This window comes from Rickettsiella grylli (assembly GCF_000168295.1).
GTDB classification, from domain to species: domain Bacteria; phylum Pseudomonadota; class Gammaproteobacteria; order Diplorickettsiales; family Diplorickettsiaceae; genus Aquirickettsiella; species Aquirickettsiella grylli.
This window is the reverse complement of sequence record NZ_AAQJ02000001.1, coordinates 987,541-1,014,092: the sequence shown is the minus strand read 5'-3', so window position 1 is coordinate 1,014,092 and position 26,552 is coordinate 987,541. Positions and strand designations below refer to the sequence as shown.

The 26,552-nt window shown below is 40.0% G+C and carries 22 protein-coding genes, 2 tRNA genes and 1 other RNA gene; 11 read left to right on the top strand and 14 right to left on the bottom strand.

What is annotated here, in order from left to right; genetic code table 11:
• Window positions 1-39: 39 nt before the first annotated feature.
• The 3 genes from RICGR_RS04690 to RICGR_RS04680 all read right to left on the bottom strand — a co-directional run bounded on the left by RICGR_RS04690 (window position 40) and on the right by RICGR_RS04680 (window position 3,961).
• Window positions 40-960, bottom strand: a complete 921-nt coding sequence (locus tag RICGR_RS04690; RefSeq protein ID WP_006035259.1) for a DMT family transporter — start codon at window positions 958-960, stop codon at window positions 40-42.
• A gap of 22 nt (window positions 961-982) precedes the next feature.
• A complete protein-coding gene (gene parC, locus RICGR_RS04685; protein WP_006035490.1) occupies window positions 983-3,232 on the bottom strand; it encodes a DNA topoisomerase IV subunit A in 2,250 nt (749 codons plus the stop codon).
• Between the two features lie 138 nt (window positions 3,233-3,370).
• Window positions 3,371-3,961 carry an acyloxyacyl hydrolase gene (locus RICGR_RS04680; RefSeq protein ID WP_006034770.1) on the bottom strand — a complete coding sequence of 197 codons (591 nt, stop codon included), beginning with the start codon at window positions 3,959-3,961 and terminating at the stop codon, window positions 3,371-3,373.
• Between the two features lie 246 nt (window positions 3,962-4,207).
• On the opposite strand from RICGR_RS04680, the gene rpmE reads away from it, so the two are divergent.
• Together rpmE and RICGR_RS04670 are read left to right on the top strand one after the other, a co-directional pair.
• Window positions 4,208-4,453: a 50S ribosomal protein L31 gene (gene rpmE, locus RICGR_RS04675; protein ID WP_006035716.1), complete on the top strand. Its 246-nt coding sequence runs from the start codon at window positions 4,208-4,210 to the stop codon at window positions 4,451-4,453.
• A gap of 93 nt (window positions 4,454-4,546) precedes the next feature.
• Window positions 4,547-5,851 carry an MFS transporter gene (locus RICGR_RS04670; protein WP_006034856.1) on the top strand — a complete coding sequence of 435 codons (1,305 nt, stop codon included), beginning with the start codon at window positions 4,547-4,549 and terminating at the stop codon, window positions 5,849-5,851.
• Here RICGR_RS04670 and RICGR_RS04665 read toward each other — a convergent pair.
• The gene (locus RICGR_RS04665) at window positions 5,843-7,045 is read right to left on the bottom strand and encodes a pyridoxal phosphate-dependent aminotransferase (RefSeq protein WP_006035608.1); all 1,203 of its coding nucleotides are present in this window, start codon (window positions 7,043-7,045) and stop codon (window positions 5,843-5,845) included. The genes RICGR_RS04670 and RICGR_RS04665 overlap by 9 nt on opposite strands.
• 103 nt (window positions 7,046-7,148) lie before the next feature.
• Here RICGR_RS04665 and uvrB point away from each other — a divergent pair, with 103 nt between their 5' ends.
• The 6 genes from uvrB to rplT all read left to right on the top strand — a co-directional run bounded on the left by uvrB (window position 7,149) and on the right by rplT (window position 12,501).
• Window positions 7,149-9,158: an excinuclease ABC subunit UvrB gene (gene uvrB, locus RICGR_RS04660; RefSeq protein ID WP_006035446.1), complete on the top strand. Its 2,010-nt coding sequence runs from the start codon at window positions 7,149-7,151 to the stop codon at window positions 9,156-9,158.
• Window positions 9,159-9,259: 101 nt separating this feature from the next.
• Window positions 9,260-9,334 (top strand) — tRNA-Val (locus RICGR_RS04655).
• 15 nt (window positions 9,335-9,349) lie between these two features.
• Window positions 9,350-11,278: a threonine--tRNA ligase gene (thrS, locus tag RICGR_RS04650; protein ID WP_006034664.1), complete on the top strand. Its 1,929-nt coding sequence runs from the start codon at window positions 9,350-9,352 to the stop codon at window positions 11,276-11,278.
• A gap of 86 nt (window positions 11,279-11,364) precedes the next feature.
• Entirely contained in the window at window positions 11,365-11,871 is a 507-nt protein-coding gene (gene infC, locus RICGR_RS04645; protein WP_006035951.1) for a translation initiation factor IF-3, read from the top strand.
• Window positions 11,872-11,916: 45 nt separating this feature from the next.
• Complete coding sequence (rpmI, locus tag RICGR_RS04640; protein WP_006035173.1) at window positions 11,917-12,111, top strand: 50S ribosomal protein L35; 195 nt, start codon at window positions 11,917-11,919, stop codon at window positions 12,109-12,111.
• Between the two features lie 33 nt (window positions 12,112-12,144).
• Window positions 12,145-12,501 (top strand): 50S ribosomal protein L20, encoded by a 357-nt coding sequence (rplT, locus tag RICGR_RS04635; RefSeq protein WP_006035105.1) that lies wholly within the window; start codon window positions 12,145-12,147, stop codon window positions 12,499-12,501.
• Here rplT and recR read toward each other — a convergent pair.
• The 5 genes from recR to RICGR_RS04615 form a co-directional block, all read right to left on the bottom strand.
• Window positions 12,498-13,094, bottom strand: coding sequence for a recombination mediator RecR (recR, locus tag RICGR_RS04630; protein WP_006036014.1), 597 nt, complete (start codon window positions 13,092-13,094; stop codon window positions 12,498-12,500). The genes rplT and recR overlap by 4 nt on opposite strands.
• Window positions 13,095-13,130: 36 nt before the next feature.
• Complete coding sequence (locus RICGR_RS04625; protein ID WP_006034810.1) at window positions 13,131-13,472, bottom strand: YbaB/EbfC family nucleoid-associated protein; 342 nt, start codon at window positions 13,470-13,472, stop codon at window positions 13,131-13,133.
• A gap of 228 nt (window positions 13,473-13,700) precedes the next feature.
• Window positions 13,701-15,272, bottom strand: coding sequence for a DNA polymerase III subunit gamma/tau (gene dnaX / locus RICGR_RS04620; RefSeq protein ID WP_006035174.1), 1,572 nt, complete (start codon window positions 15,270-15,272; stop codon window positions 13,701-13,703).
• Between the two features lie 49 nt (window positions 15,273-15,321).
• An RNA gene (gene ffs, locus RICGR_RS07715) (signal recognition particle sRNA small type) lies at window positions 15,322-15,419 on the bottom strand.
• Window positions 15,420-15,432: 13 nt separating this feature from the next.
• Window positions 15,433-15,522 (bottom strand) — tRNA-Ser (locus tag RICGR_RS04615).
• A gap of 150 nt (window positions 15,523-15,672) precedes the next feature.
• Between RICGR_RS04615 and RICGR_RS04610 the strand changes: the two genes are divergently transcribed.
• A complete protein-coding gene (locus RICGR_RS04610; RefSeq protein ID WP_006035858.1) occupies window positions 15,673-17,259 on the top strand; it encodes a peptide chain release factor 3 in 1,587 nt (528 codons plus the stop codon).
• Between the two features lie 65 nt (window positions 17,260-17,324).
• On the opposite strand, the gene minC is transcribed toward RICGR_RS04610, so the two are convergent.
• The gene (gene minC, locus RICGR_RS04605) at window positions 17,325-18,038 is read right to left on the bottom strand and encodes a septum site-determining protein MinC (protein WP_006035077.1); all 714 of its coding nucleotides are present in this window, start codon (window positions 18,036-18,038) and stop codon (window positions 17,325-17,327) included.
• Window positions 18,039-18,134: 96 nt separating this feature from the next.
• On the opposite strand from minC, the gene RICGR_RS04600 reads away from it, so the two are divergent.
• A complete protein-coding gene (locus RICGR_RS04600; protein ID WP_006034939.1) occupies window positions 18,135-19,790 on the top strand; it encodes an AMP-binding protein in 1,656 nt (551 codons plus the stop codon).
• A 112-nt stretch (window positions 19,791-19,902) separates the two neighbouring features.
• A complete protein-coding gene (locus RICGR_RS04595) occupies window positions 19,903-21,447 on the top strand; it encodes a hypothetical protein (RefSeq protein ID WP_006034763.1) in 1,545 nt (514 codons plus the stop codon).
• Here RICGR_RS04595 and RICGR_RS04590 read toward each other — a convergent pair.
• From RICGR_RS04590 to RICGR_RS07515, 4 genes are all read right to left on the bottom strand, one after another.
• Complete coding sequence (locus tag RICGR_RS04590) at window positions 21,434-22,846, bottom strand: ATP-binding protein (protein ID WP_006035536.1); 1,413 nt, start codon at window positions 22,844-22,846, stop codon at window positions 21,434-21,436. The two genes, RICGR_RS04595 and RICGR_RS04590, sit on opposite strands and share 14 nt — an antisense overlap.
• A complete protein-coding gene (locus RICGR_RS04585; RefSeq protein WP_006035890.1) occupies window positions 22,846-23,520 on the bottom strand; it encodes a response regulator transcription factor in 675 nt (224 codons plus the stop codon). The genes RICGR_RS04590 and RICGR_RS04585 overlap by 1 nt, the downstream gene beginning before the upstream one ends.
• A gap of 340 nt (window positions 23,521-23,860) precedes the next feature.
• A complete protein-coding gene (gene ligA, locus RICGR_RS04580; RefSeq protein WP_006035553.1) occupies window positions 23,861-25,885 on the bottom strand; it encodes an NAD-dependent DNA ligase LigA in 2,025 nt (674 codons plus the stop codon).
• On the bottom strand, window positions 25,878-26,522 hold the full coding sequence (locus RICGR_RS07515; RefSeq protein ID WP_006034919.1) for a cell division protein ZipA: 645 nt from the start codon (window positions 26,520-26,522) through the stop codon (window positions 25,878-25,880). Before RICGR_RS07515 ends, ligA begins: the two co-directional genes overlap by 8 nt.
• Window positions 26,523-26,552: the final 30 nt, after the last annotated feature.

The window sequence follows — 26,552 nt, the reverse complement described above, 5'->3', positions numbered from 1 at the left end:
CCTTATAACGTCTCTAAAATCGAATAGCCTATTTGATTTTCATAAAGACTGTGATGATTGAGGTAGATTTTTAGGCCATTGGATGATTAATACGCCTAATAAAATAGTAACAACGCCGATTACTTCTGACCATTGCGGACGATTGTGAAAAAAAACAAAATCCCAAAGTAGGGCCATGATAGGAACAATATACATGACCGTGCTTGCGCGGACAGCATCCCACTCGCGAATTAAATAATAATAAATAATCCAAGCGAGGGCGGTGGAAAATATACCCATATAAAGACTAGCGGCCCAGATAATGGGCGTATGAAACAACAGATAGCTACTTGGCCAATGTTCGAAAAGGAGCGATGTGAAGGTTAAAAAAATGAGACTGGCCCAATGCTGATGATAAATGTTGGCAAAAAAATCTAATCGGGTTTGGCCTGATAACATACGTTGATTGAGTAAATTACCCACTGAATAACAAATAGCCATTAGTAAGAGTGAGAGTGTGCCTAGAAAAGCAGAATAAGTGGAGTCAAAACGAAGTAATGGGCCAAAAATAATACAAATGCCGAATAAACCGACGAGTAGACCGATACACTTTGAAAAAGAGAAATTTCTTGTTTGGGGAGAAATTAAGCTAAAGAGTAATGTCCAAATCGGTACAGTCCCGTTTAAAATGCCGGCTAATCCGGCTGAAATATGTTGTTCACCATAAAATAAGAAGAAAAAAGGAAGTCCTTGTGAGAAAAGTCCCATGATCCAAATGCGCCAGCGCAGATTAAACGGGACAGCGACACTTTTTTTATAAAAGCAAAAAATAAGACTTAACGTGATTAAAGCGAAGCCGACACGAAGCACCGCGCCAAAAAAAGGAGGAACTTCTAATACGACGGCTTTAATCGCGACAAATGAACCACTCCAAAAAGCAGCGAGTAAAAAAAACAAACCATAGTTTATATTTTTATTCATGATTAAAATAAACCATCACTGTTTAAACCGACGTCAAACTATCTAATTTTTGTAATCCGCGGGGTAGTTTACGACCACGTTGTCCTCTTTTACCCCTATAATGGATCCAATCGCGCGCTTTCCAAACCACTTGTTTTTTTCCAGAAGTTAAGAGTAATGAACTGTTTTTGGAAGGTAAGCTTGTTATTTTTGCTATAAATTCTTCACGTTGTTCACGTTTTTTTGAAGAAATTTGCATCATTTTATTGCCTTTCCCACGTGAAAGTTGTGGTAACTCGTATGCAGAAATGATTAATAAATAACCTGTATTCGTAGCCAGTGCAACATAACTCGAGTCGATAGCGTTAAGCGCTAACAGCGGGAGAACATGCGCATGAGCCGATAGTTTTAATAAGGATTTTCCATTCCGATTTTTAGAATACATCTCGGATAATTGTGTAATAAATCCATAACCAGCATCCGAACTGACTACTATTGCTTGATCGGGATTACCGCTTATCATGCTTTCAAACTGAACGCCGGGCGGGGGATTAAAACGACTCGTCAAAGGTTCTCCTGAACTTCGTGCCGAAGGGAGCGAATGGAGAGGCGTTGAATAACTGCGTCCTGTCGAGTCCATCAAAACCAATAGCTGGTTACTACGACCGAGTACCGTCGATTTTAAAGCATCACCGGCTTTAAAACTTAAGCCACTGACGTCAAAATCATGGCCTTTTGCTGCGCGGATCCATCCTCGTGTTGATAAAATAACCGTCATGGGTTCAGAAGAAATAATTTCGGTTTTTTGTAGTGCTTGTGCAGCGCGTCGTTCAACGAAGGGGGATCGCCGTAGGTCGCCATAACGCTTCGCATCTTCTTGTAATTCAGAGCGAATAAGACGTTTTAATTGCGTTTTTGACGATAAAATTTTTTGTAGATTATCTCGTTCTGCGATTAAACTTTTTTGTTCTGCTCGTAATTTAATTTCTTCTAATTTCGCAAGTTGTCGTAAACGTATTTCTAAAATGGCGTCTGCTTGAATGTCACTTAATTTATAGTGACGCATCAATTGGGTTTTCGGATCATCCACTTGACGGATGAGGTTGATGACTTCATCAAGGTGGCAATAGACTATTAAAAAGCCTTCTAAAAGATGAAGCCTCTGTAAAATTTTATTTAAATGAAATTCTAAACGTTTTTTTACGGTGGTTTGTCGATATTCGAGCCATTCCTGAAGGATGGCACGCAGATTTTTAACCTGAGGTCGTCCATCGAGACCTATCATGTTGAGATTGATACGATAGCTGCGTTCTAAATCGGTTGTTGCAAATAAATGATCCATCAGGGCATCGGTATCAACCCGACTCGATCGAGGAATGATCACAATCCGTGTAGGACTTTCATGATCCGATTCATCCCGTAAATCGTCAATCAATGGCAACTTTTTATCACGGATTTGTTCGGCAATTTGTTCAATAATTTTGGCACCTGAAACTTGATAAGGGAGTCCGGTAATAATAATTTGGTTTTTTTCCTCCCGGTAGATCGCGCGCGCGCGAATAACACCATGACCTTGTTGATAGATGGTGCACATTTCTGAACGAGGTGTGATGATCTCTGCTGCAGAAGGGAAATCAGGACCCTGAATCAATGCGCAAAGATCAGTTAATGTCGTATTCGGTTCATCGAGTAAGCGAATACAGGCATTAACGACCTCGATCAGATTATGAGAGGGGATATCCGTTGCCATCCCCACAGCAATACCGGATGCGCCATTTAATAAGATATTTGGTAGACGGGCAGGCAAGCGTTTAGGTTCCTCGAGTGTGGCATCGAAATTGGGTAACCAATCCACCGTGCCATCAGAAAGTTCGGTCAGTAATGCGTGAGCATAACGTGTTAAACGTGATTCAGTATATCGCATGGCAGCAAATGATTTCGGATCATCTTGAGAGCCCCAATTTCCTTGTCCATCAATGAGTGGATAGCGGTAAGAAAACGCTTGTGCCATTAATACCATCGCTTCATAACAGGCGTTATCCCCGTGGGGATGAAATTTACCTAAAACGTCACCGACGGTCCGCGCTGATTTTTTATGCTTTGCAAGCGCGGTTAAACCAAGCTCGGACATCGCATAAATAATACGCCGCTGAACGGGTTTTAATCCATCACCAATATGAGGTAAGGCACGATCAAGAATGACAGACATGGAATAGTCAAGATAGGCCTTTTCTGTAAAAGAACGTAAGGCTTGATGCTCAGGGTATTCAACGATTGATTTGCTTTTGACCATGGGTTTATTCGCTTGAAAAATCCATCCTCTTGTTGCGAGTAAGTATAAGATGAACAGGGTATTTTACAAAACAAATAAAAAATCTTTTTTATAATGATCCTTAAAAGACGAAAAAATGACCTTTTTATAGAGTTATCATTAAAATTCACAACCCAGCGACCATAAATGCTTTACATCAATTCCTTGATTGGGAGGAAATAAGCTGGCGTTCGAGTAATGTAAATAATGGTAACTCAATGTTCCTTTTAAGGTTTTATTGATTCGCCAACGTAGACCAAAGCCCATTAAATCTTGAAAAGCAAATTGACTTCCTAAATTTCGATGACCTAAATGATGGTTAGAAAGAAAGCTGGCTCCTATCCCAAGCTCTAGATAAGTCTGAGTAGAAAGTAACCACGCTTCTCGGCTTTGTAAGCGCATTAACGGGGATATGGCGAAAATATGAATAGCGCGGGGTTGATCCGCTAGTGGAGGGTTCGTACGCCATTTTGCAACGCTGAGATCCCAATAACCGGTTACATTTAAATGCGACGTCTCAAAACCTGCCCACGGCCAAAATTGTTGAATAGAGAGCCGATAACCTTTTAAATGATCAGGTTTTCCCATCCCATAGGCAATTTGTATGCCATGCGTTGAGGCAAAAGCGGGTTGAAAACTGAAATTAAAAAGTGTCAATAGAAGATGGAAAAAAAATCGATATTTTTGACTGAAACTTGAAAATTTTACCAAATTATTTCCTTATCCTTGTTTTCAGATGGCGTATCCTTCGTTCTAATATAGACTGCACCACGCTCCCGGGCGCCCATTTTTTCCCGTTGATCCTGATATTGATTTTTGGATAAAGCACCCACTGCCAAATAGCTTACTTTTTAACATTAGACCTTATTTTCAGTAGCAGGGAGTCAAAAATTTTGTTTTATAATTTGTTCTGTTATAATGCCGACCTCATTTTATTCAAGGGATATAAAAATTATTATGCAGCAAGATATCCATCCAGTCTATAACGCAATTACTGTTACATGCAGCTGTGGTCATCGTTTTGACACGCACTCCACGTTGGGTGAACCGTCACTTACGATAGAAGTATGTTCAAAATGCCATCCTTTTTATACCGGCAAACAGAAAATTGTCGATACCAGCGGTCGGGTCGATAAGTTCAAACAAAAATATAAGCATACACTTAAAGTCGCTGAAAAATCTAATCCAGCAGAAACTACTTAGTTAATCCAATTTTGGCATAGCTTGTTTAAAAATCGTTTAATTTTTAATTCCATGTGCCTATTTTCATTTCTATTAATTCTGGGGGTATGACTTATGCCGAAGAAACGTATTGACCTTTTTCCCTGGTTAGTATGCGGTTTAGGGGCTCTTTTCTACTGTTATGAATATTTTTTGCGCATTTTACCGAGTGTCATGACAGAAGACTTGCTCAAAATGTTTAATATCAGTGGTGTCGCTTTCGGAAATTTAGTTGCTTTTTATTATTATGCCTATACGCCAATGCAATTGCCGGTGGGTATCATGATGGACAGATTTGGGCCTCGAAAGTTATTAGTGTTTGCCTGTTTACTGTGTGCTTTAGGGACTTATTTATTCGCTCATTATAACCTGTCTACCGCGCAATTAGGTCGGTTTTTAGTCGGATTTGGGTCGGCTTTTGCTTTTGTAGGTGTCCTTAAATTGGCTTCAATCTGGTTCCCGCCTTCTCGTTTTGCGTTTATTGCAGGGATGGCCACGTCACTGGGTATGATAGGCGCAATGACTGGGGATATTATTTTATCAAAGCTTGTGTTTTCCCTAGGGTCAAACGTCACTTTAAATATTGCAGCGGTCATTGGGTTACTATTAACTGCAGGCTTATGGTATGTCATTCCTTCGACCAAAACAGTTAACGTGGCTAACAACAAACCCACTGATCCCATGTTGAGTTATGACAAGTTTTTTTCAGCTGTTTTTAAACTTTTTAGAAATCCACAAATATGGTTAGTCGGCGTCATCGGAACCCTTCTTTACTTATCACTTTCCGCTTTTGCAGAAGTATGGGGAATTCCTTATTTGATTCGGGTTTATGGATTATCAAATTCGTCTGCGGCAGTTAAAATATCATTAATTTTTCTAGGCTGGGCGATTGGGTGTCCATTAGTCGGTTGGATATCCGACAAAATCGGTAATCGACGTCGACCCCTTATTATAGGGGCTTTATTAGGGGCTTTATTATTTACGTTACTTATTTATTTTCCATTTATGGTTCATGATTACTTAGGACTTTTGTTATTGAGTTTTGGCCTCTGTAGTTCCGCACAAGTGATCATTTTCCCTGTTGCTCGAGAACTGAATATTCAGGCCTTAGCAGGAACCGCGATTGCGGTGACCAACTTATTAGTGATGTCAGGCGGCGCTTTATTTCAACCGTTGATTGGAAAAATTTTAGATGTGTTATCAGGGACCCATATTCGTGGGAATTTGATGGCGTTCTCCATTGAAAGTTTTCAACATGCATTAACGATAATTCCCATTGCATTTCTTATCGCCGCAGTATTGGCGCTTTTTCTTAAAGAGACACGCGGCGTTGTCGCGGATGAGGCGCTTGATTTTGATGATAAAAAGCCTTTACGTTAAAGGCATTGCATTCATTAATGTTGTTTTTAATTGTAATAATGCTTTTTCTAAAAGGGTTTCTTCAAGTGCATAGGACAGTCGCAAATAACCCGGTGCGCCAAAAGCTGAACCTGGGACTACAGCAACATGAGCGTTGTTCAGTAAGAAATCGGCCAGTTCGTAATCAGAAGCAAACGGTTTATCTTCGCCAATAAAGGCATGAAATGAAGGAAAGCTATAAAAAGCACCTTGTGCGGGTAGGCAATGTATACCCGGGATTTTATTGAGCTCGGCGACAAAAAAATCATGACGCCAATGGTAAATTTTATTCATGTGTAGGACATCGGTTTGTTGACCGGTTAAAGCGGCAGTAGCCGCGAATTGAGCGATTGAATTCGGGTTAGAGGTACTTTGTGACTGGAGGTTCATCATGCCTCGAATGATCGTTTTAGGCCCGGCCGCATACCCGATGCGCCAACCTGTCATCGCATAAGCTTTTGAACAACCATTTAATACAAGGGTCCTGTTGGCTAATTCTGGACAAACATTAAGGATGTTTTTAAAAGGTTGGTCCCCCCAATAGATATGCTCATAAATGTCATCAGTAAGAATAAAGACATGAGGAGTGCGTAATAAGATTTGAGCAAGTTGTTTTAATTCAGTGGGTGTATAAACCATCCCGGAGGGGTTTGAAGGACTATTAATAATCATAAGACGCGTTTTATCGGTTATCGCTGCTTGGAGTTGTTGCGGTGTGATTTTCAAAGAAGATTCTGTGGAAGTGGGGATAAAAACAGGTTTGGCTTCTGCCAATAAAACGATATCAGGATAGGAAACCCAATAGGGTGCCGGAATGATAACTTCATCCCCTGGGTTTAATAATGATTGCATCAGATTATAAATGGATTGTTTAGCACCACTTGAAATAATGACCTGATCCAAGGAATAATCCAATTGATTGTCGCGCTTAAATTTATCAATAACGGCTTGTTTTAAACGCGGTATACCATCAACGGCAGTATATTTAGTAAACCCATCGTCTATCGCCTGGTGTGCAGCGCGTTTAATGTGGTAAGGCGTATCAAAATCGGGTTCGCCTACCGTCAGATTGATAACCGGTTTTCCCTGAGCTTTAAGCTGATTAGCCGTTGCCGATAGGCTTAACGTGGGTGAGGGTTTAATTTGGGAAACACGGTGTGATAGATTTATTTTCATAGAATCGATTGAATTCAGTTAAACTACAGTTAAGTGCTTTATTATCAGTGAGAGATGAATACGAAAGCAAGTTCCTTTTTTATTGAAGCAAAAGCGATGTTACATGCCTAAAAATTTTGAATTGATTTCAAATTTTAAACCTGCAGGAGACCAGCCCACCGCAATTAAAGCGCTGGTTAAGGGCTTGCAATCGGGTTTAGCGTACCAGACTTTATTGGGCGTAACCGGTTCGGGTAAGACGTTTAGTATTGCGCATGTGATACAAAAAATACAGCGGCCTGTTCTTATTTTGGCCCCTAATAAAACGTTAGCCGCACAGCTGTATGGGGAAATGCGGAGTTTTTTTCCACATAATGCGGTGGAATATTTTGTTTCTTATTATGATTATTATCAGCCCGAAGCGTATGTTCCCACAACGGATACTTATATCGAAAAAGATGCCGCGATTAATGAACATATCGAACAAATGCGTCTATCGGCCACTAAATCGTTGTTAGAACGTCGCGATGTCATTATTGTTGCGACGGTATCGGCTATTTATGGTTTAGGTGATCCCAATACGTATGTGGATATGATGCTACATATACGTCGTGGTGACGAGATCTGTCAACGTTTTATCCTCAGACGTTTGGCTGAACTGCAATATACGCGGAATGATACTGATTTTCGTCGTGCAACCTATCGCGTGCGCGGCGATGTTATTGATGTTTATCCTGCGGAATCCGCTGAAGAAGCGGTACGGATCGAATTACTGGACGACACGATTGAGCATTTGAGTTTTTTTGATCCGTTAACCGGTGAATTGTACCGGCGAGTACCCCGGTTAACTATTTATCCAAAAACACATTATGTAACGCCACGAGATAAAATTTTAAGTGCGGTAGAATCCATTCAAAGGGAGTTAAAGGAACGTTTGGCGCAGTTACAATCAGCCCATAAATTAATAGAATTTCAACGTTTGGAACAACGAACCCGTTTTGATATCGAGATGCTTTTAGAGCTTGGTTATTGTAATGGCATAGAAAATTATTCACGCTATTTATCCGGTCGCGATGCAGGTCAGCCGCCGCCTACATTAATGGACTATTTACCAAAAGATGCGTTACTCGTGATTGATGAATCGCACGTGACCGTTCCGCAACTGAGTGCAATGTATCGAGGTGATCGTTCACGAAAAGAAACGTTAGTGGCGTATGGTTTTCGTTTGCCATCGGCATTGGATAACCGGCCTTTACAATTTCAAGAATTTTCTGATTTTGCTTTTCAGACGGTTTATATTTCTGCAACGCCGAGTACTTATGAATTGGAACGTTCAGGGGCTATTGTGGAGCAGGTGATTAGACCCACAGGGTTAGTCGATCCCGTAATTGAGGTAAGGCCCCAAGCTACACAAGTGGATGATTTACTTTCTGAAATCCATTATTGCGTGGCCAAAAATGAGCGTGTTTTAGTGACTACATTAACAAAGCGTTTATCCGAAGACTTAACAGAATATTTGGCCGAACATAACGTGAAAGTACGTTATCTTCATTCGGATATTGATACCGTAGAGCGCGTTGAGATTATTCGTGATTTACGTTTAGGTCAGTTTGATGTTCTGGTTGGAATTAATTTGCTTCGTGAAGGACTGGATATGCCAGAAGTTGCGCTGGTTGCCATTCTGGATGCGGATAAAGAAGGGTTTTTACGTTCAGAACGTTCTTTAATTCAGACGATAGGCCGCGCTGCTCGCCACATTCAAGGCAGAGCCATTTTGTATGCGGACAAAATAACAGGTTCAATGCAAAAAGCGATTGACGAAACAGAAAGACGCCGTAATAAACAGTTGGCTTTTAATAAAAAGCATCATATTACGCCGAAAGGAATTGCCAAAGCCGTTCATGATATTCTTGAAGGTGCCAAGAGCGATATGTCTACGCATAAACAGCGCGTACTGAACGTAGCTGAAGCGCGTGCGTACTACGCGACATTATCGCCTGAAGAATGTGCGAAACACATCAAACAATTAGAGCGTGAAATGTTTCATTATGCGAAAAATTTACAATTTGAAGAAGCCGCAGAAACGCGGGATAAATTAAAAAAACTGAAAGAAAAAATAATGGGAATCGATTAAATAGTTGCGTCTCAAAATCAAGAATGTTATTTTTCCCTCTTCGTTTTTTTAGATAATTGAACAACGCGTTTCATTAAAAAAACTTAACTTTCATAATCTGTAGGCACGTAGCTCAGTGGTAGAGCACCACCTTGACATGGTGGTGGTCGGTGGTTCGATCCCACTCGTGCCTACCAATTTTTTAGAGAACTATGCCTGTCATTACTTTACCGGACGCACAACAGCGTACTGTTGCCAATAACACAACCGTTTATCACGTGGCAGAGCAAGTGGGCCCTGGCTTGGCGAAAGCGGCTATCGCGGCAGAAGTCGATGGTCAATTCGTCGACTTAACGTACCCGATTACAAAAAATATTCATTTACGGATAGTGACGGCCCGTGATCCCGAAGCATTAACGATTATTCGGCATTCAACGGCGCATCTATTAGCGCATGCAGTCAAACAGTTGTTTCCTATGGCACAGGTCACGATGGGTCCTGTTATTGAAAATGGGTTTTATTATGATTTTGCCTTATCACACCCCTTTACGCCTGAGGATTTATTAAACATTGAAAAACGTATGCGGGAATTAGTGAAACAAGATATTCCCATACAACGTTCAACGTTACCACGAGATGAAGCTATTCAGTTTTTCAAAGCGTTGGGAGAAGACTATAAAGCAGAAATTATTACAGCAATTCCCAAAGAAGAAGTATTATCATTGTACCGTGAAGGTGATTTTGTTGATCTATGCCGTGGGCCTCATGTGCCAAGTACCGGAAAACTTAAAGTATTTAAATTAACGCATGTAGCCGGCGCGTATTGGCGTGGCGATGCAAAAAATGAAATGTTGCAACGCATTTATGGCACAGCATGGCTCACCGAAAAAGATTTAAACGAACATTTATATCTTTTAAAAGAAGCTGAAAAGCGTGATCATCGTAAGTTAGGGAAGCAACTCGATTTATTTCATGTCCAAGAAGAAGCGCCAGGCATGGTCTTTTGGCATCCTCGAGGCTGGACGGTTTATCAACGTATTGAGCAGTATATCCGCTCTTGCTTGAAAAAAGCGGCCTATCAAGAGATACAAACACCTCAATTATTAGCACGCCAACTGTGGGAAAAATCAGGTCATTGGGATAAATTCTTTAAAGAAATGTTTACGACAGTGACTGAAAATACTGAATTTGCGATTAAGCCGATGAGTTGTCCGGGCCATATCCAAATTTTTAACCAAGGGATAAAAAGCTATCGTGATCTTCCTTTACGTTTAGCTGAATTTGGTTCTTGCCATCGTAATGAACCTTCAGGTGCATTGCATGGTCTCCTGCGGGTTCGTGGATTTGTTCAAGATGATGGTCATATTTTTTGTACAGAAGATCAAATCCAATCCGAAGTATCTGCTTTTATTGATTTACTTTATAACGTTTATGCAGACTTTGGTTTTAATGACGTTATCCTTAAATTAGCAACGCGCCCAGAAGCGCGTGTGGGTTCTAATGCTAGCTGGGATAAAGCAGAAAAAGCCTTAGCGCTTGCTTTAGATGCAAGGAAGGGTTTGGAATGGACCTATGCTCACGGTGAAGGGGCTTTTTATGGGCCGAAAATAGAATTTTCTTTAAAGGACTCCCTCAACCGTATTTGGCAGTGCGGAACCCTGCAAGTCGATTTTTCAATGCCACAACGGCTAGGCGCCGAGTATGTCAATGAACGTGGCGAACGCCACGTTCCCGTGATGTTGCATCGTGCTATTTTAGGCTCTATAGAACGCTTTATAGGGATATTAATTGAACATTATGCAGGCCATTTTCCGCTTTGGTTAGCGCCGACCCAGATAGTTATTATGACCATTACGGATAAACAGCATCATTATGCCAAAGAAATCGCTCAGGAATTAGAGGCGTTAGCGCTGCGCGTTAAATTGGACTTGAGAAATGAAAAAATCAGCTTTAAAATTCGCGAACATAGTTTGCAGAAGATTCCTTATCAGCTCGTGATAGGCGATCAGGAAGTCGCATCAAAACAAGTGACGGTACGTAGACAAACAGGGGATAGTTTGGGTAGTATGTCGGTCCCGAAGTTTTATAAAGAGATTCGGCAGGCTATTGTGCCGAAGAGTCGAATCAATACGGAGAATTAATTATCAGTACAGTAAAAGTTATTCAGCAAAGACCAGGAGGCGGGTTTCAACCGAAGTCAGGTAGCCAAGGTAGCCATACGAAAAAGGTGAGGGTAAATCACGAGATACGCGCATCTCAAGTAAGACTAATTGGTGCGAATCGTGAACAATTAGGCGTGGTTTCCTTAAATGATGCGTTTAGGAAAGCGGAAGAGGCCAGTCTCGATCTCGTGGAAATTGCGCCGACAGCAATCCCTCCCGTTTGTCGGATCATGAATTATGGTAAATATCTTTTTGAATTAAGTAAACAAAGAACAGCGCAAAAGAAAAAACAAAAGCGTATTCAATTAAAAGAAGTGAAGTTTCGACCGGTGACCGAAGAAGGTGATTATCAGGTTAAGTTGCGCAACCTAATACGCTTCCTACAGCAAGGTGATAAAGCGAAGATTACAGTACGGTTTCGGGGACGTGAAATTGCTCACTTACATTTAGGCGCTAAACTGATTGAGCGCTTAGAAAAGGATCTGGCGGCTTATGCAGCAATTGACGATAAACCGAAGATGGAAGGTCGACAGATGGTGTTAGTCGTGAGCCCCAAAAAACGAAATAGCTAAAAGAACGATAAATTATTGAATAGAAGTCATGCGGAGTACACGCTTATGCCCAAATTAAAAAGTCACCGAGGTGCTGCAAAACGCTTTAAACCGACAGCGCAAGGTTATAAATGTGCGCAATCGCACCATAATCACATTCTTACGAAGAAAGACAGTAAACGTAAGCGACACTTGCGGCATACCCATTTAGTCGATCAAAGTGATGTCTGTGCGGTGGAACGACTATTACGAGGGTCTTAGAGAATAAAGGCTAATTAAAAGAGGTTAAAGAGAATGCCAAGAGTAAAACGTGGGGTAACAGCAAGAGCTCGACATAAAAAGATATTAAAAGCAGCCAAGGGTTATAGAGGCGCGCGTAGTCGAATTATCAGGGCAGCAAAGCAGGCCGTGATAAAAGCGGGTCAGTATGCGTATCGTGACAGAAAGCAAAAGAAGCGCGATTTTCGTGCACTCTGGATTGTGCGTATTAATGCGGCAGCACGTGAGCAGGGAATGCGCTATAGTCACTTGATTGCGGGTCTTAATAAGGCAGAAATAGCGGTTGATCGTAAGATTTTAGCGGATTTAGCAGTGACGGATAAAGCCGCATTTGCGCAGTTCGTTGAAAAAGCCAAACAAGCGTTAGCCTAAATCGTTACACGTGACGTTAGGGATCGGGCGAGTGTATGGTTGTCGATAAATTCCAGCTCGCTTCCTAATGGGACGCCGTGTGCAATGCGGCTTAACTTAATTCCTTTTTGTTTAATAAGCTCAGTGAGATAGTGAGCTGTTGCTTCGCCTTCTACGGTAGGATTCGTCGCTAAAATGATTTCTTGTGGTAGCTGGGTATTAATGCGTTGAATGAAATAGTGAATACCCAGTTCTTTAGGGCCTATACCATCCAGGGGTGATAATCGGCCCATTAAGACAAAATAATAACCGCGATAGCTGCCTGTTTGTTCGATAGCAAGTACATCAACGGGCGTTTCTACCACGCACAGTAAGCGACGTTCTCGATTTGGATTTGAGCATAATGCACAAATAGGTGTTTCGCTTAAGTTTCTACAGTGTTCGCAATTTCCAATTTCTTGGACTGTTTGCGTAATCATTTTTGCGAGCGTTAACGCGTCCCCACGTGCTTTCTCAAGCAAATGGAAAACCATACGCTGGGCAGACTTAGGTCCTACTCCAGGCAAACAGCAAAATTGCGAAATTAATTGTGAGATCAAAGGGCTAAAGGCCATATCGATGACACCTAATTTTTGTGCGGAATAAATTGCTTATTTGATTGTGGTTGATATCATATCATCACTGAATTTAGCTTGCATAAGACTGGTTAAATCATTTAATTTTTGACGCGATGCCTTCTCAATATCTTTAAGCGCAGCATTAAATGCAGCAACAAGGAGCTCTTCTATAAATTCTTTGGGCTCCTTTAATGAGGCGGGATCCAGCCAAACGGATTTCACCCGATGTTGACCATCCATTTCAACGTGAACCATACCTCCGCCTGCTTCTCCAGTGACCACGATTTGATCGAGCTCAGCTTTAGCAGATTGCATTTTAGATTGCATGTCTTGTGCTTGTTTTAAAAGTGTGTCTAAATCAACTTTCATATTCATTTTATTTTCCTCTTTGTAGGATAACCTGACTCGTCGCGTTCATGCGAGAGTTCAATGTAAGAAGTTCCGTTGAATCAAAATAAATCCATTACAGGGCATTAGCCATACCTCATTGGACGCGTGTTCAACGAAGCGCGCTTCGTTCTAAAAAAGTTCCATCAGAAAATGGACGTTCTGTTAAGATACTTGTTCGAATCTTGAAGTGCAATGGGTATATAAAGAAGTGATTCACTCTTTATCCAGGATTTGAATTGATTGCGGCTGTAATTTGGCATCAAATGTTTGCATAATTGCTTGGAGCGTCGGGTCGTTTTGCAACGCTTCGGTTGCTTGTTCTAAACGTTGTGACTGATGTTGTTGTTCTAGACGCGCGGGCGTTGATAGAGAGGTATCGCCCACACCGATTGATAAGGTTATGGGTTTTTTAAAATATTCCGAAAGTGCGTGTGCTAATTTTGTTTCTTGCTTAGCACTCCGTAGCGCCGCTTGTCGCGGGTCGAGACATAAAGAAACATGGTTATTGTGATAGCTTTGTAAGGCACACTGCTGCGCTAAAGCATGGGTTAACCCCGTTAATTTTAATTGCGCAATTAGTGTGGGCCAGTGTAAATCTTTTTCATTATTAGGTAGGATGGTTTTGTCTGTTTTGTGCGTGGCGATAGGTTGTTTTTCGGGTGCGGGTGTCCTGGTTTGTGTTAATTTTATCGGATTAATCTCCGAATCATCTCCTGCGGGTTTAAATGCGAGTAACCTCAGTAACATCATTTCAAAACCCAGTCGTGGCGTCGGTGCGAGTGTTATATCACGCCGGCTGAATAAAACAATTTGATAATAAAGTTGGATAGCTTCCGGTGAAAGCGTTTGAGCGAAGTCAATAATAGTCTGTGTATAGTTGACTTCTGTCTTAAACCGTTGACTCAATGCCATCTGATGTAAGCAAGTGAGAAGCTCATCCATCACACATGAAAAATCGACACCGAGTTCACTGAATTGTTCGACTAAAGACCACAGTTTGGCGGTGTCTTCTAAAATTAATGCGTCAAGTAACTGTATTATTTCGCTGTGAGCGACATGGCCCAGTAACGTATTAATATCCTGTTTTGTCAGATTTTGGTTGGTATAAGCGATCGCTTGATCTAATAAACTCAATGCGTCACGTAAGCTGCCTTGTGCCGCTTGTGCGAGAGGCGCAAGCGCCTCAGGTTCGAAAGGTATCTTTTCTTTTTTTAAAATGTTGGCGAGCTGGTTACTTATTTGTACAGTGGTAATCGTTTTTAAATGAAACTGTAAACAGCGTGAAAGTATTGTTGCAGGTAAACGTTGTGTATCCGTCGTCGCGAGCAAAAAAATAACGTGGGGCGGAGGTTCTTCGAGCGTTTTTAATAACGCATTAAAGCTATGTGAAGAAAGCATATGCACTTCATCGATAAGGTAGATTTTATAGCGACCTTGGCTGGGTGTGTAATGGACGTCAGCCAGTAGATCACGAGTATCTTCTACTTTAGTGCGTGATGCTGCATCCACTTCAATAAGATCGGTAAAACGGTTTGCATGAATCGCTTGACATGAAATACATTGATTACAAGGTTCAGGTGTAATCTGTGTTTGACAATTTAAGCATTTAGCCAGTAAACGGGCTAAAGTCGTTTTTCCAACACCCCGTGTCCCTGTAAAAAGATAAGCGTGATGAATGCGCTGTGTACGCAAAGCATTTTTTAGAATGCGGCACGTTGATTCCTGACCGATTAACTCGTCAAATGACTGAGGCCGATATTTTCGCGCAAGGACTTGATAACTCATAAAAACCCCTTGACTCGACTGGCAGAGCGTTAATGTTTAATGGAGGCAGTTATACCAGCCACACCTCGGCACCCGCATGGACAACTACCGCTGCTTCCTTCCGGATCTGACGGGGTTCGCTGACATTACGCTGCGAAGGGACCGATATAACCACCATTGTTGGCGGAGAGAGCGGGATTCGAACCCGCGGTAGGGATAAACCTACACACACTTTCCAGGCGTGCTCCTTAAGCCGCTCGGACACCTCTCCTAAAAAATTGCCAGGGTAAACTAGAATACGTCATTTGGCAATTAGCATTATCAGGATTTCAGTGAAAGATAAAGACAGTAACAAAATTTCGTATACAATAACAACCCTTTTAAAAATGATTCGTAAACGCATTGAATTGAGGTGTTGTCTATGTCCAATGCACTATACCCTATCGATATTTTATCGAGGCGAACGTTTGCCATTATTTCTCACCCGGATGCAGGTAAAACCACATTGACAGAGAAGCTCTTGTTATGGGGAGGGGTGATTCAACGTGCAGGGACTGTTAAAGCACGTAAAGCTACACATCATGCGACCTCGGACTGGATGGCTTTAGAAAAAGAGCGAGGAATTTCAGTGACGACTTCAGTGATGCAATTTCCCTATCAAAATTGCGTTTTTAATTTACTCGATACGCCGGGCCATGCTGATTTTTCTGAAGATACTTACCGCACCTTAACGGCGGTTGATTCCGCATTAATGGTTATTGATGCAGCGAAAGGCGTCGAACCGCGAACAAAAAAATTATTAGAGATTTGTCGTTTACGCAAAATCCCTATTTTAACATTTATTAATAAAATGGATAGAGAAGCCCGTACGCCGATTGAATTATTAGATGATATTGAATCCACGTTAGGGATTGCTTGTGCGCCCATGACGTGGCCTATCGGCATGGGAAGACAATTTAAAGGCATTTATCATCGATTAAAAGATAAAATTTGTTTTTATGCGCCGTCCAGTCATTTAAAGCGTGGAAAAAATGAATGTTTCACAGGGATAAATCAACCTCATGTCAAAGAACGGGTGGGCGATTTATTCGATGCATTGAAAGACGAATTGGCGCTTATTCAGGGAGCGAGTACCGAGTTTAATGCGCAGGCTTATCAAGCAGGAAAACTCACTCCTGTTTTTTTTGGCTCAGCAATTCATAACTTTGGTGTACAAGAATTATTAGCAGCATTTGTTCAATATGCGCCTTGTCCGCAACCCAGAGAATCTGATGTTCGACGTGTACACCCCACAGAAGCTAGTTTCAGTGGGTTTGTATTTAAGATTCAGGCCAATATGGATCCTGCACATCGTGATCGGGTTGCTTTTCTGCGAATATGCGCTGGAAAATACACACCGGGTATGAAACTATTTCATGTTCGGATGCAGCGTCAAATCACGATGCACAATGCGTTAACGTTTATGGCAGGTAACCGGGCGCGAACAGAGGAAGCATGGCCAGGCGATATCATTGGCTTACATAATCACGGTACGATACAGATAGGTGATACATTCACACAGGGAGAAAATTTAAAGTTTACCGGTATTCCTTCGTTTTCTCCGGAGTTATTTCAACGGGTTCGTTTAAAAGATCCCTTAAAATCAAAAGCCCTATTAAAAGGGTTAACGCAATTGTCTGAAGAAGGCGCGATACAGATTTTTAAACCGTTGAACACACACGAATTAATTTTAGGCGCTGTAGGTACGTTACAATTTGATGTTGTGGCTTACCGATTAAAACACGAATATAGAGTAGAATGTGATTATGAAGCGGTTCATTACGTTGCAGCACGCTGGGTCAGCGCAGAGAATACGCAGCAATTAAACGTCTTTCAAAATAGCGTTGCGTCTCATTTAGCTCATGATGTCAAAGGAAACTTAATTTATTTAGCGCCAAGCCACGTTAATTTGAGCCTTATGATGGAACGCTGGCCTGCTCTTTATTTTTCACAATTAAAGGAAGTTTAGAAGTGCAAGGCCGTTTCCATAACGCACAGGTTTGAAATCGTGCGTGGGTGAAAAATAAAAAATACTTAAATCAGTGGTTTAAGGTGTAATCGTTCTTGTTCTAAAGAGATATGCACACTGCCTTTATTCATTGTTCCTTGCAAATCCTGCAAGTCTTCACTTAACCAATAATGACCGGCGATAGCAACCAGTTCGGCTTCTAGATTTTGACAAAAAATGTGTGCCTGTTGATTTCCTGTAACACCGGCAAGGGCTCGACCTTTTAATTTTCCATAAATGTGGATATTACCATCAGCGAGCAGTTCTGCTCCGGGACTCACCGAGGCGATGACAACCAAATCACTATTTTTTGCGTAGATTTGTTGGCCAGAACGTACAGGCTGAGTAATCAATTTAGACTGGATGGCAGACGGAGCGGAATTGAGCTTATGTGAAGTATCCGGTGTTGATTCAGTTTTTATATTAGCCAGAATAGCCAGACCGGATTGGATCGCAAACGTTTGTTGTTCTGCGTTACCACCCCGTATGCCGACAGGAATTAATCCGTAACCCCGTAAACAACTAATGAGGCCCGGAAAATCAACCGATCCTGTCGGTAAAGAAAATAAATCTAATATAATCGGTAATTGTTGAAAAAAGCGCGGTGTTTGTTCGACTAAGGGTTTTAATTGTTGGTGAATACGTTGTGTATCAGTGCTCAGTAAATGAAATGTAGTTAATGTAAATAAACTCGCTTTTAATTTAAACGCTTCTTGTGACGTTCCTACCAAACTGTGCATAATTGGTCCACCTGATGGCTATAAAATGTCGAAATAAAGCAAGCATTATATACTAAAACTAAAATAGGGAATGGTCGTCCTTTCATTGGAAGAAGAATGGAAAAAATTTGGCTCAATCGTTATCAACAAATACCCGCTGAGATTAATCTACAGGCGTATCATTCGCTGAATCAATTTTTTGCGCAGGCATGCCGAAAATTTTCTTCACAACCCGCGTTAAGTTTTTTTCAACAAACCATTAACTATCAACAATGGGCTGATTTAAGTCATCACCTATCCGCTTTTTTACAGCAGCAATTAAAATTAAATAAAGGAACAAGAATTGCCCTCATGTTACCTAATTGTCCACAATATATGATATCTATTTTTGGAGCGCTCCAAGCAGGATTAACAATCATTTCGGTTAATCCATTTTATACCCCATTCGAATTGACTCGACAAATAAATCATTCACGTGCTGAAGTCTTCATTGTATTAAGTCATTTATTCGAGAATATAAGGGATGCGATAAAAAATACGTCGATAGACTATGTGATTACAACCCGTTTAGGTGATCTGTTGACTTGGCCAAAAAGCTGGATAGTGAATACATCCACGTGGTGGCTGATGAAACATCAAAAGCAACATTATAAAGCGACGTATGTTATTGATTTTTTAACCGCTTTGAAAATAGGCCAACATTTAACGGTATCACCTATTTCGATTCAGCAGGATGATCTTGCTTTTTTACAGTACACTGGTGGTACAACAGGATTACCTAAAGCGGCTATGTTAACGCACGGCAATTTACTTGCGAATATACAACAACTGAGTGCCTGGGTCAGATCTTTTTTGAAAGAAGGCAAAGAAACATTTATTACCACGTTACCACTTTATCATATTTTTTCGTTGATGGTTAATGGACTGATATGCGTGCATTTAGGCGGTAATAATTGCCTCGTTCCGAACGCACGAAATATAAAACAATTGATTCAAGTGCTTTCAAATACTTCTTTTAGCATACTATTAGGCGTCAATACCTTGTTTAAGGCGTTATTAAAACAAAGCGCATTTAAAAATCTAGATTTTACCCATTTAAAAATTGCTTTAGGGGGTGGTGCACCCATCCAATCCAGCGTTAAAATTGCCTGGAAAGAAATAACAGGGAAATTATTGTTAGAAGGCTATGGTTTAACAGAAGCTTCTCCGGTGGTGTGTGCACCACCTTGGGATTTAGCCGTCGCCGGCAATCATGTGGGTTTGCCACTTCCGTCGACCGATATTCGTCTTTGCGATGATCAAAAAAATGAAGTGCCTCTCGGAAAAGTAGGCGAACTGTGGGTGAGAGGACCTCAAGTAATAAAATATTATTGGGAACAAACGGGAAAAGTAGAAAATGCATTAACGTCGAATGGATGGCTTCTCACGGGAGATTTAGCCTGTATGGATCATCAGGGTTTTGTGTTTATTAGGGGACGAAAAAAAGAGCTTATTTTAGTTTCCGGTTTTAATGTCTATCCAGAAGAAGTTGAGCAGGTTATTCAACAAAATCCTAAAGTAAAAGAAGTTGCTGTTATAGGTATTCCATCTGATAAAACCGGTGAAGCGATTAAAGCGTATGTTGTGAAAAAAGATCAAAGTCTAACGACCAATGACGTATTAAAAAATTGTCGACTTGCTTTAACGGACTATAAATTATCGAGCGAAATAGTATTTTTAAATCGTCTTCCAAAATCTACATTAGGAAAAATTTTAAAAAAAGATTTACGCTAACAGATTTATGAATAACCAGTGAATCTATCTATTTAATTGACAATTTTTTTTAATAAAAGTAATCTACTCTGTTCACGTAATACCCATTAAAAAATAATAAATAAAGGTATTTATGGATATTAAACAATTTAATAACGCATTATGTCACTATAATCGATCGTTAACACAGATTAACGAATCTGATTTTTCATATACGCTCAGTATTAAAAACGCAACCGACGTTTTTTTTAAAGAAATAAATAAAATAGATAGTCAGTTAATTTCCTATTTTTTAGAAAATCTAGATAAGGAAACGATACCAAATAATAAAAAACAAGCCGAAGCATTCAAATTTTTTTTGATATTGGCTATTCAGAGTTATAAAGAGCCCGTAGATTTTATAGAGGCAATGTTTCCTGAATATATTGAAAATAAACATTTAAAATCTGATTGGTGGATTATTCGTATTTTACAATTTTTTATTTTTTTATTTTTTAAGCCGAAGTTAACGCTCTTAAATTTACCTGATACTGAAAAAATTAAAAATGCAGTGGAACGGATTCAGCGGCCACATAAAAATAAGGAATTTTATGATGCTTTAGAAATGATTATGGATAAATTTTTAAAAAAAGACTTATTAGTAAAAGATTATTTACCACTCAATCAAAATGAAATGGATGATCAATGGGAGCATTATAAAAAAAAACCTTGTTATACGTTTAAAGACTTTAAAATGGATGGGCACTATCATTTAGATACTGATGTTCTTTTAGATTATTTAAGTAAAAGAATAAGTTTTTTTACCGATTCGAAAGAAAAAAGATTTTTGAGTTTTTCATTGGCGGCGTTAAGAGATTATGCATATAAGGTTGATATTTTTTCATTTAAGAATAAAGTTGAAGAAATTAAAAACTATTTAAAGGAAAATTCATATCACCATCAGGGAAGAGTAAACGGTATTCTTAATTTAATTGAAAAAATTATGCAAAGAATGCATATTTTAAACAAAGATTTATTTAGTATTAATTTTTATTGTAGCGATGAGTATCTTACCGAAAAAATAGATTATTTGAAATTTTGTTATGAACACCATAGAGCTCGTTGGGAAAAGTCATATCATGACGGCGAAAATACAGCGAATTACTATGAACTTTTAAATAGTTTTGAAAATATACTTTACGATGCTATTTTTATTCTCGATAGGGATAAACTGGCTGAAAATTTACGTTTTAACGATATTGCAATTATTTTACAAGATAAAGAAAATATTTCTGAGCGTTCAACGAGCGGTGTTGAGCGACTTAAATCTAAAAAAATGCTTATTAAAAATTTAGATTTAAAATTAACTGAGTTACGAAACCACACCGCACAGTTAAGAAATTTTACCAAAACGGTCGTGTTGAACCGTTTAGCGGACGATATGTATCAATTAATTGAGCATATTGAAGAGGTTGCTCAAAATTTAAGCGAAGAAATTCATGAAATGGAATTTCTTTCTTCAGATTTTGAAGATGAACAATCCGAAGCGTTTGAATCGACTCGAGTATCTACAAAAGAAATCCAACGTTCGAATGCTTCAATTTCTTCAATGTACAGATTTTTTAGCACAGTTGATGAAGACAACCGACCTGAAAAACAAAATAGAAGTCCCCTGTTACAACAGGCTACCGTTTCTTAGGAAACCGAACTTCAACGTGTAATCCAATGTGATCGGGAGGTGTATCTAAACTTATTGAGCCCTTATGCAATTTTATAATTTGTTCTACAATGGCAAGGCCTAGGCCACTGCCTTGCGTGTTAGTTCCTAAGACACGGAAAAAACGCTCAAATACGCGCGTACGCAATTTATCAGGTATGCCAGGTCCATTATCTATAACGTGCAAAATAACGGAATTATCCGTATTCATGAGAAGGACTTTAATAATGCCCTCGGTAGGGGTGTAACGAATAGCATTGTCAACGAGATTACGAATTAAGACATGCAAGCCCGTTGTATTTCCGAGTAACATATAATCGGAATCGTTGGCCACTAATTCGATTTCGATTCGTTTTAGGACGGCGTTTGGCGCTAATTGTGCAATGACTTCCGTTGCTATGCATGATAAATCGACGTGGGTAAAGTGTTCGGGCAAGATCGTTTCAGGGCTCAACCGGCACAACGTCAGTAATTGTTGAATAACATGCGAACAACGATCGACACTGGCAATGACTTGTTTTAAATTTAAGTAACATTCTTCTGAATTGGTTGTTTTGAGTGCGACTTGTGCCTGTGTTTTTAAAGCAGCAAGTGGCGTATGCAGTTCATGAGCCGCTTCTGCTGCAAAACGTTGTTCGCGTTCGAATGCTTGTTGTAAACGGAAGAAAAGTTTATTGAGCTCATCGACTAAAGGTTTTATTTCTGCAGGAACTTCATTTAAATCCACTGGGTCAAGGTGATCAACAGCTCTTTCAGCCATTTCTTTAGCAAAAAAACGGATACTTTTTAAGCCTCGGCCGATAGCGAGCCAAATGAGGAGCCCGGATAGAAGATAAATGAAGAGTGTGAGCGAAATATCTCGAATGAGCATGTCATTAATGAATGTAGCGCGCGCAGCGTATTGTTCTGCGAGCACTAAGATAACGCTGTGTTTCTTATCATAGATGGTAAACGTACGCCATTTTTGGCCATTGATCATCTTATCGTTTAGCCCGGGTTTACTGATAAACGATTGTGTGGGTGTTTTTTCTGAGCTTAATAATAACTTATTATCTTCATCCCACAATTGGAATTTATAACGCAATTGTTTTTGAGTGTGCTGAGTGCTGCTTAAAAGCGAGTAGGACGCATTTTTTTTGAAAATACCGCCAATATTGAGTTGGGATTGAATGACATTAAGCATTGAGGGTGTCAAAAAACGTGGATTATTCGTGATCGTTTTAAGAAGCCAACCCGTTTCGACTAATAAATTATCTAAGCCGGCATTGATCACTTCGTCATCGATATAATAGGTCGCAGAAGCAGTACCTAAGATAGCAAGGATAATAATGCTAACAAGATTGGAGAATAAAAAGCGTTTAATCGAAAAAATAGTAAACATTAATTATTTTCCTTCTCTGCCATATAACCCACACCACGGATGGTCCGAATAAAGTGTGTATGAGCTAATTTTTTTCGTAGATTATGGACGTGGACTTCAAGTGTATTACTATCAATATCATCTTCCCAACCATAAAGACATTGATTCAGTGAATCCCGAGAAACCACATGCCCCGCATTTTCTAATAATTTTTGCAATAAACTAAATTCACGACGCGATAAATTGACCACTTGTCCTTTCAGTGTGACGGTAAATGCACTGGGATTTAATTCGATATCGCGATACGTTAATAAAGGAGAAGCACGATTGTTAGAAGAACGTCGTTGTAACGCGCGTATTCGAGCAGACAGTTCATCTAAATCAAAATAATACTTCGAATAATAATCATCAGCACCACTATCTAAACCTTTTACTCTATCCTCAACGGATTGACGTGCAGTGAGAATAAGTATAGGGGTTGTAATACCTGCTGCACGTACTTCGCGTAAAACACTTAAGCCCGATAGTTTTGGTAAATTTAAGTCAAGTAAAATGACATCAAACGATTCTGTTTTGATAGAACTTAATGCGGTCTGGCCATCAGTCAGCCAATCAACCGTATAACCATATTGTTTTAGCCCTTTTTGAATGCCGTCACCTAATGATCCATCATCTTCAACTAATAGAATGCGCATAGTTTCCTCATTATTGTTATTTTTATAGTTAACTGCATTTTGAATGCATGGTTTCTTATTAATTAATATTGGATGTGTTCGTTCACACACCGGTAGTGTTTTAAGCTATTTGAAAGCAAACTGTTTTTTTCACATTCCTCCATCGCGATGATATAAAAATATACCGCATGGTCAAAAATTGCTCCGAAATTTTTAGATTCCAATAAACGGTATTGCTTCATAAATGTCAATCATCGTTTCCATTTTTAGTGATATTTTGTTCAAAACAAAAACTAAAAGAGAGAATACATGACCAAACATGTCAAAATAGATGATAAAGAAGGTAATTTTACGATAAAAATTATTCTTTTAATAGCTCTAAAAATTTCTTTTCTGTAAGAACCGTGAGTTTTAATGCGTGAGCGCGAGTCAATTTAGAGCCGGGATTATCACCTGCAATCACATAATCCGTGTTTTTGGATACGCTAGAACTTACTTTTGTGCCTAATTTTTGAAGTAATTGAGTGGCCTGTTCTCGGCTCAATGTGGATAAACTGCCGGTTAAAACGACATTTTTTCCAGTAAAGGGAGAAGTTTGCGATGGAGGAATGAATTCCGGTTTTGGCCAGGTAATTCCTGCTGCTAATAGGTTTTTGATCACATCGAGATTATGTTGTTCACTAAAAAACTTTTTGATATGGGTGGCGACAACAGGACCTATATCGGGAATGGTTTGTAGCAATGCAGAATCAGCGTCCATGATAGGCTTCAACGCTTGAAAATGTTGAGCCAGATTGAGTGCTGTGCTGATGCCGACATCACGTATCCCGAGACTATATAAGAAACGAGTTAACGTTGTTTTTTTACTGGCCTGGATTGCGCGGTGTAATTTTTGGGCTGATTTTTCACCAAAATGGTCCAGTGCAGCGAGTTGTTTGATGGTTAAATGATAGAGATTAGAAACATCCTGAATGAGGCCCGTATCGACAAGCTGATAGGCGATCTTCGTTCCTAAACCTTCGATATTCATTGCTTGACGTGATGCAAAATGCTTAATGGCCTCTTTGCGTTGCAGAGGACAAAAAAGGGCACCACTACAACGTGCGATAGCTTCTGTTTCTACTTTAATGATGGCAGAACAACAGATAGGACACTGTTTGGGCAACGTGAGTGGCCGTGTATTGGCAGGACGTTTTTTTTTAATAACCTGGACCACTTCCGGAATCACGTCGCCGGCTCTGCGGATGATCACAGTATCACCTTCACGTATGTCTTTACGTTTAACTTCATCCATGTTATGTAACGTGGCGTTACTAAGGGTTGCCCCACCCACAAAAACAGGCTGTAAACGCGCAACGGGCGTTAAAGCGCCGGTACGACCGACTTGAAATTCAATGCTTAGAATTTTTGTTGATGCTTCTTCTGCAGGAAATTTATAGGCCAATGCCCAACGCGGCGCACGGGATATAAACCCCAATTGTTTTTGTAACGCGAGCGCATTGACTTTGTAAACAACACCATCTATTTCATAGGGTAGCGAAGCGCGTTCCTTTTGTATTTTATGATAATATGCCAAAGCGGCCGTTATATTTTTAGCTAATTGCGTTTGGGGACAACGGGGTAGGCCCCACTGTTGAAATTGATTTAAAATAGCGGTGTGCGTAGAGGCTAATTTTCCATTTTTAATGATTCCAATACTGTGGGTGAAAAAAGCTAAAGGCCTTTCTGCTGTTATTTTGGGGTTTAATTGACGTAGACTTCCTGCGGCTGCATTACGCGGATTGACAAACATTTTTTCACCCTTTTTTTTAAGCATTTCGTTGAGTTGTTGAAACTTTTTTTTAGGGATATAGACTTCCCCACGTACTTCCAAATCATTCGGATAATGTTGACCCTGGAGCTTTAAAGGGATACTCAAAATGGTGCGTATGTTTAAAGTAATATCTTCCCCGCGATGGCCATCACCGCGTGTTGCAGCACGAATTAATTGCCCTTTATGGTAGGTTAAACTGACCGCGATACCATCTAATTTGGGCTCACAGGCATATTCAATGGCTTCTTGCGTCTGTAAGCGTTCTTGTATGCGTTTATTAAATGCAAGCACTTCTTTCTCTGAAAAGGCATTTTCCAAAGAAAGCATAGGGAGTGCATGTTGAACGTGTTTAAACGTCGTTAAAGGCGTGCTTCCAACGCGTTGTGTGGGTGAGTCGGGCGTAATTAATTCAGGATACCGTTTTTCGATCGCTTCTAATTCGCGAAAAAGCGTATCATATGTCGCATCATTGATGAGGGGCGCATCAAGAATGTAATAGTGATAATTATGCGTATTAATTTTTTTTTTGAGCTGAATAATTTTTTTTATGAGGTGATCAGGTGGTTTAGGCATACGTATGAAGTTGTGAATGAAAACGCGTTAAATCTTCAATAGGTTGGAATTGTCTATCACAGATTGTTCCACCTAAATCGTGTATCAACGTTTGTGCAGTTTCCCACATCCTATCCAATGCAGTCAGTGCTGACTTAACGTGATGAAGGGACATAAAAAGGCATAGACCTGGACAAACAATTTCTCCAATATGATCTAAGTCAAATGTTCCAGGTTCGATGGCTGAAGCGAGACTAAATAAAACTTCCTTTTGAGTGAATGGGTCTGCATAAAAGTGAAAAATATTCATTTTTCCATAATGAAAACCAACACTCGTCAGGGTTTGGATCAGTTCATATCCACGATAAGGTCTTTGCTTAGGTGCCATTAATTGTAAAATGATATAGTTATTCAGTTCCGAGTTTGAATCTACCGCGTTTGTATTAGCGGGTTTTGAATGGAATGGAGTCACCGTCGGTTCGCGTCGCGATGTGGGTAATTCTACGTGAGGGGAGGGCTCTTCTACTGAAAACGAAGTGTTTTGTTTGAATTTTTCTTTTTTACTGCGAAAATGGCCATGCCAAATGAGCAAGATTAAGCCCAAAACACCAAAAAAAATAATGCCAGGTAAAATAACAAGTAAATAGTCAATGTCCATTACATCGAACCCTCTTGAAGGAAATCGGTA

Excerpts from the sequence above, each read along its gene's own strand:
- rplT (WP_006035105.1), top strand. The coding sequence starts at position 12,145 with ATGCCAAGAGTAAAACGTGGGGTAACAGCAAGAGCTCGACATAAAAAG.
- RICGR_RS04665 (WP_006035608.1), bottom strand. The coding sequence starts at position 7,045 with ATGAAAATAAATCTATCACACCGTGTTTCCCAAATTAAACCCTCACCC.
- RICGR_RS04595 (WP_006034763.1), top strand. The coding sequence starts at position 19,903 with ATGGATATTAAACAATTTAATAACGCATTATGTCACTATAATCGATCG.
- RICGR_RS04610 (WP_006035858.1), top strand. The coding sequence starts at position 15,673 with ATGTCCAATGCACTATACCCTATCGATATTTTATCGAGGCGAACGTTT.
- RICGR_RS07515 (WP_006034919.1), bottom strand. The coding sequence starts at position 26,522 with ATGGACATTGACTATTTACTTGTTATTTTACCTGGCATTATTTTTTTT.
- rpmI (WP_006035173.1), top strand. The coding sequence starts at position 11,917 with ATGCCCAAATTAAAAAGTCACCGAGGTGCTGCAAAACGCTTTAAACCG.
- uvrB (WP_006035446.1), top strand. The coding sequence starts at position 7,149 with ATGCCTAAAAATTTTGAATTGATTTCAAATTTTAAACCTGCAGGAGAC.
- dnaX (WP_006035174.1), bottom strand. The coding sequence starts at position 15,272 with ATGAGTTATCAAGTCCTTGCGCGAAAATATCGGCCTCAGTCATTTGAC.
- RICGR_RS04625 (WP_006034810.1), bottom strand. The coding sequence starts at position 13,472 with ATGAATATGAAAGTTGATTTAGACACACTTTTAAAACAAGCACAAGAC.
- RICGR_RS04690 (WP_006035259.1), bottom strand. The coding sequence starts at position 960 with ATGAATAAAAATATAAACTATGGTTTGTTTTTTTTACTCGCTGCTTTT.
- thrS (WP_006034664.1), top strand. The coding sequence starts at position 9,350 with ATGCCTGTCATTACTTTACCGGACGCACAACAGCGTACTGTTGCCAAT.
- RICGR_RS04590 (WP_006035536.1), bottom strand. The coding sequence starts at position 22,846 with ATGTTTACTATTTTTTCGATTAAACGCTTTTTATTCTCCAATCTTGTT.
- RICGR_RS04600 (WP_006034939.1), top strand. The coding sequence starts at position 18,135 with ATGGAAAAAATTTGGCTCAATCGTTATCAACAAATACCCGCTGAGATT.
- recR (WP_006036014.1), bottom strand. The coding sequence starts at position 13,094 with ATGGCCTTTAGCCCTTTGATCTCACAATTAATTTCGCAATTTTGCTGT.
- RICGR_RS04670 (WP_006034856.1), top strand. The coding sequence starts at position 4,547 with ATGCCGAAGAAACGTATTGACCTTTTTCCCTGGTTAGTATGCGGTTTA.
- minC (WP_006035077.1), bottom strand. The coding sequence starts at position 18,038 with ATGCACAGTTTGGTAGGAACGTCACAAGAAGCGTTTAAATTAAAAGCG.
- parC (WP_006035490.1), bottom strand. The coding sequence starts at position 3,232 with ATGGTCAAAAGCAAATCAATCGTTGAATACCCTGAGCATCAAGCCTTA.
- rpmE (WP_006035716.1), top strand. The coding sequence starts at position 4,208 with ATGCAGCAAGATATCCATCCAGTCTATAACGCAATTACTGTTACATGC.
- ligA (WP_006035553.1), bottom strand. The coding sequence starts at position 25,885 with ATGCCTAAACCACCTGATCACCTCATAAAAAAAATTATTCAGCTCAAA.
- RICGR_RS04585 (WP_006035890.1), bottom strand. The coding sequence starts at position 23,520 with ATGCGCATTCTATTAGTTGAAGATGATGGATCATTAGGTGACGGCATT.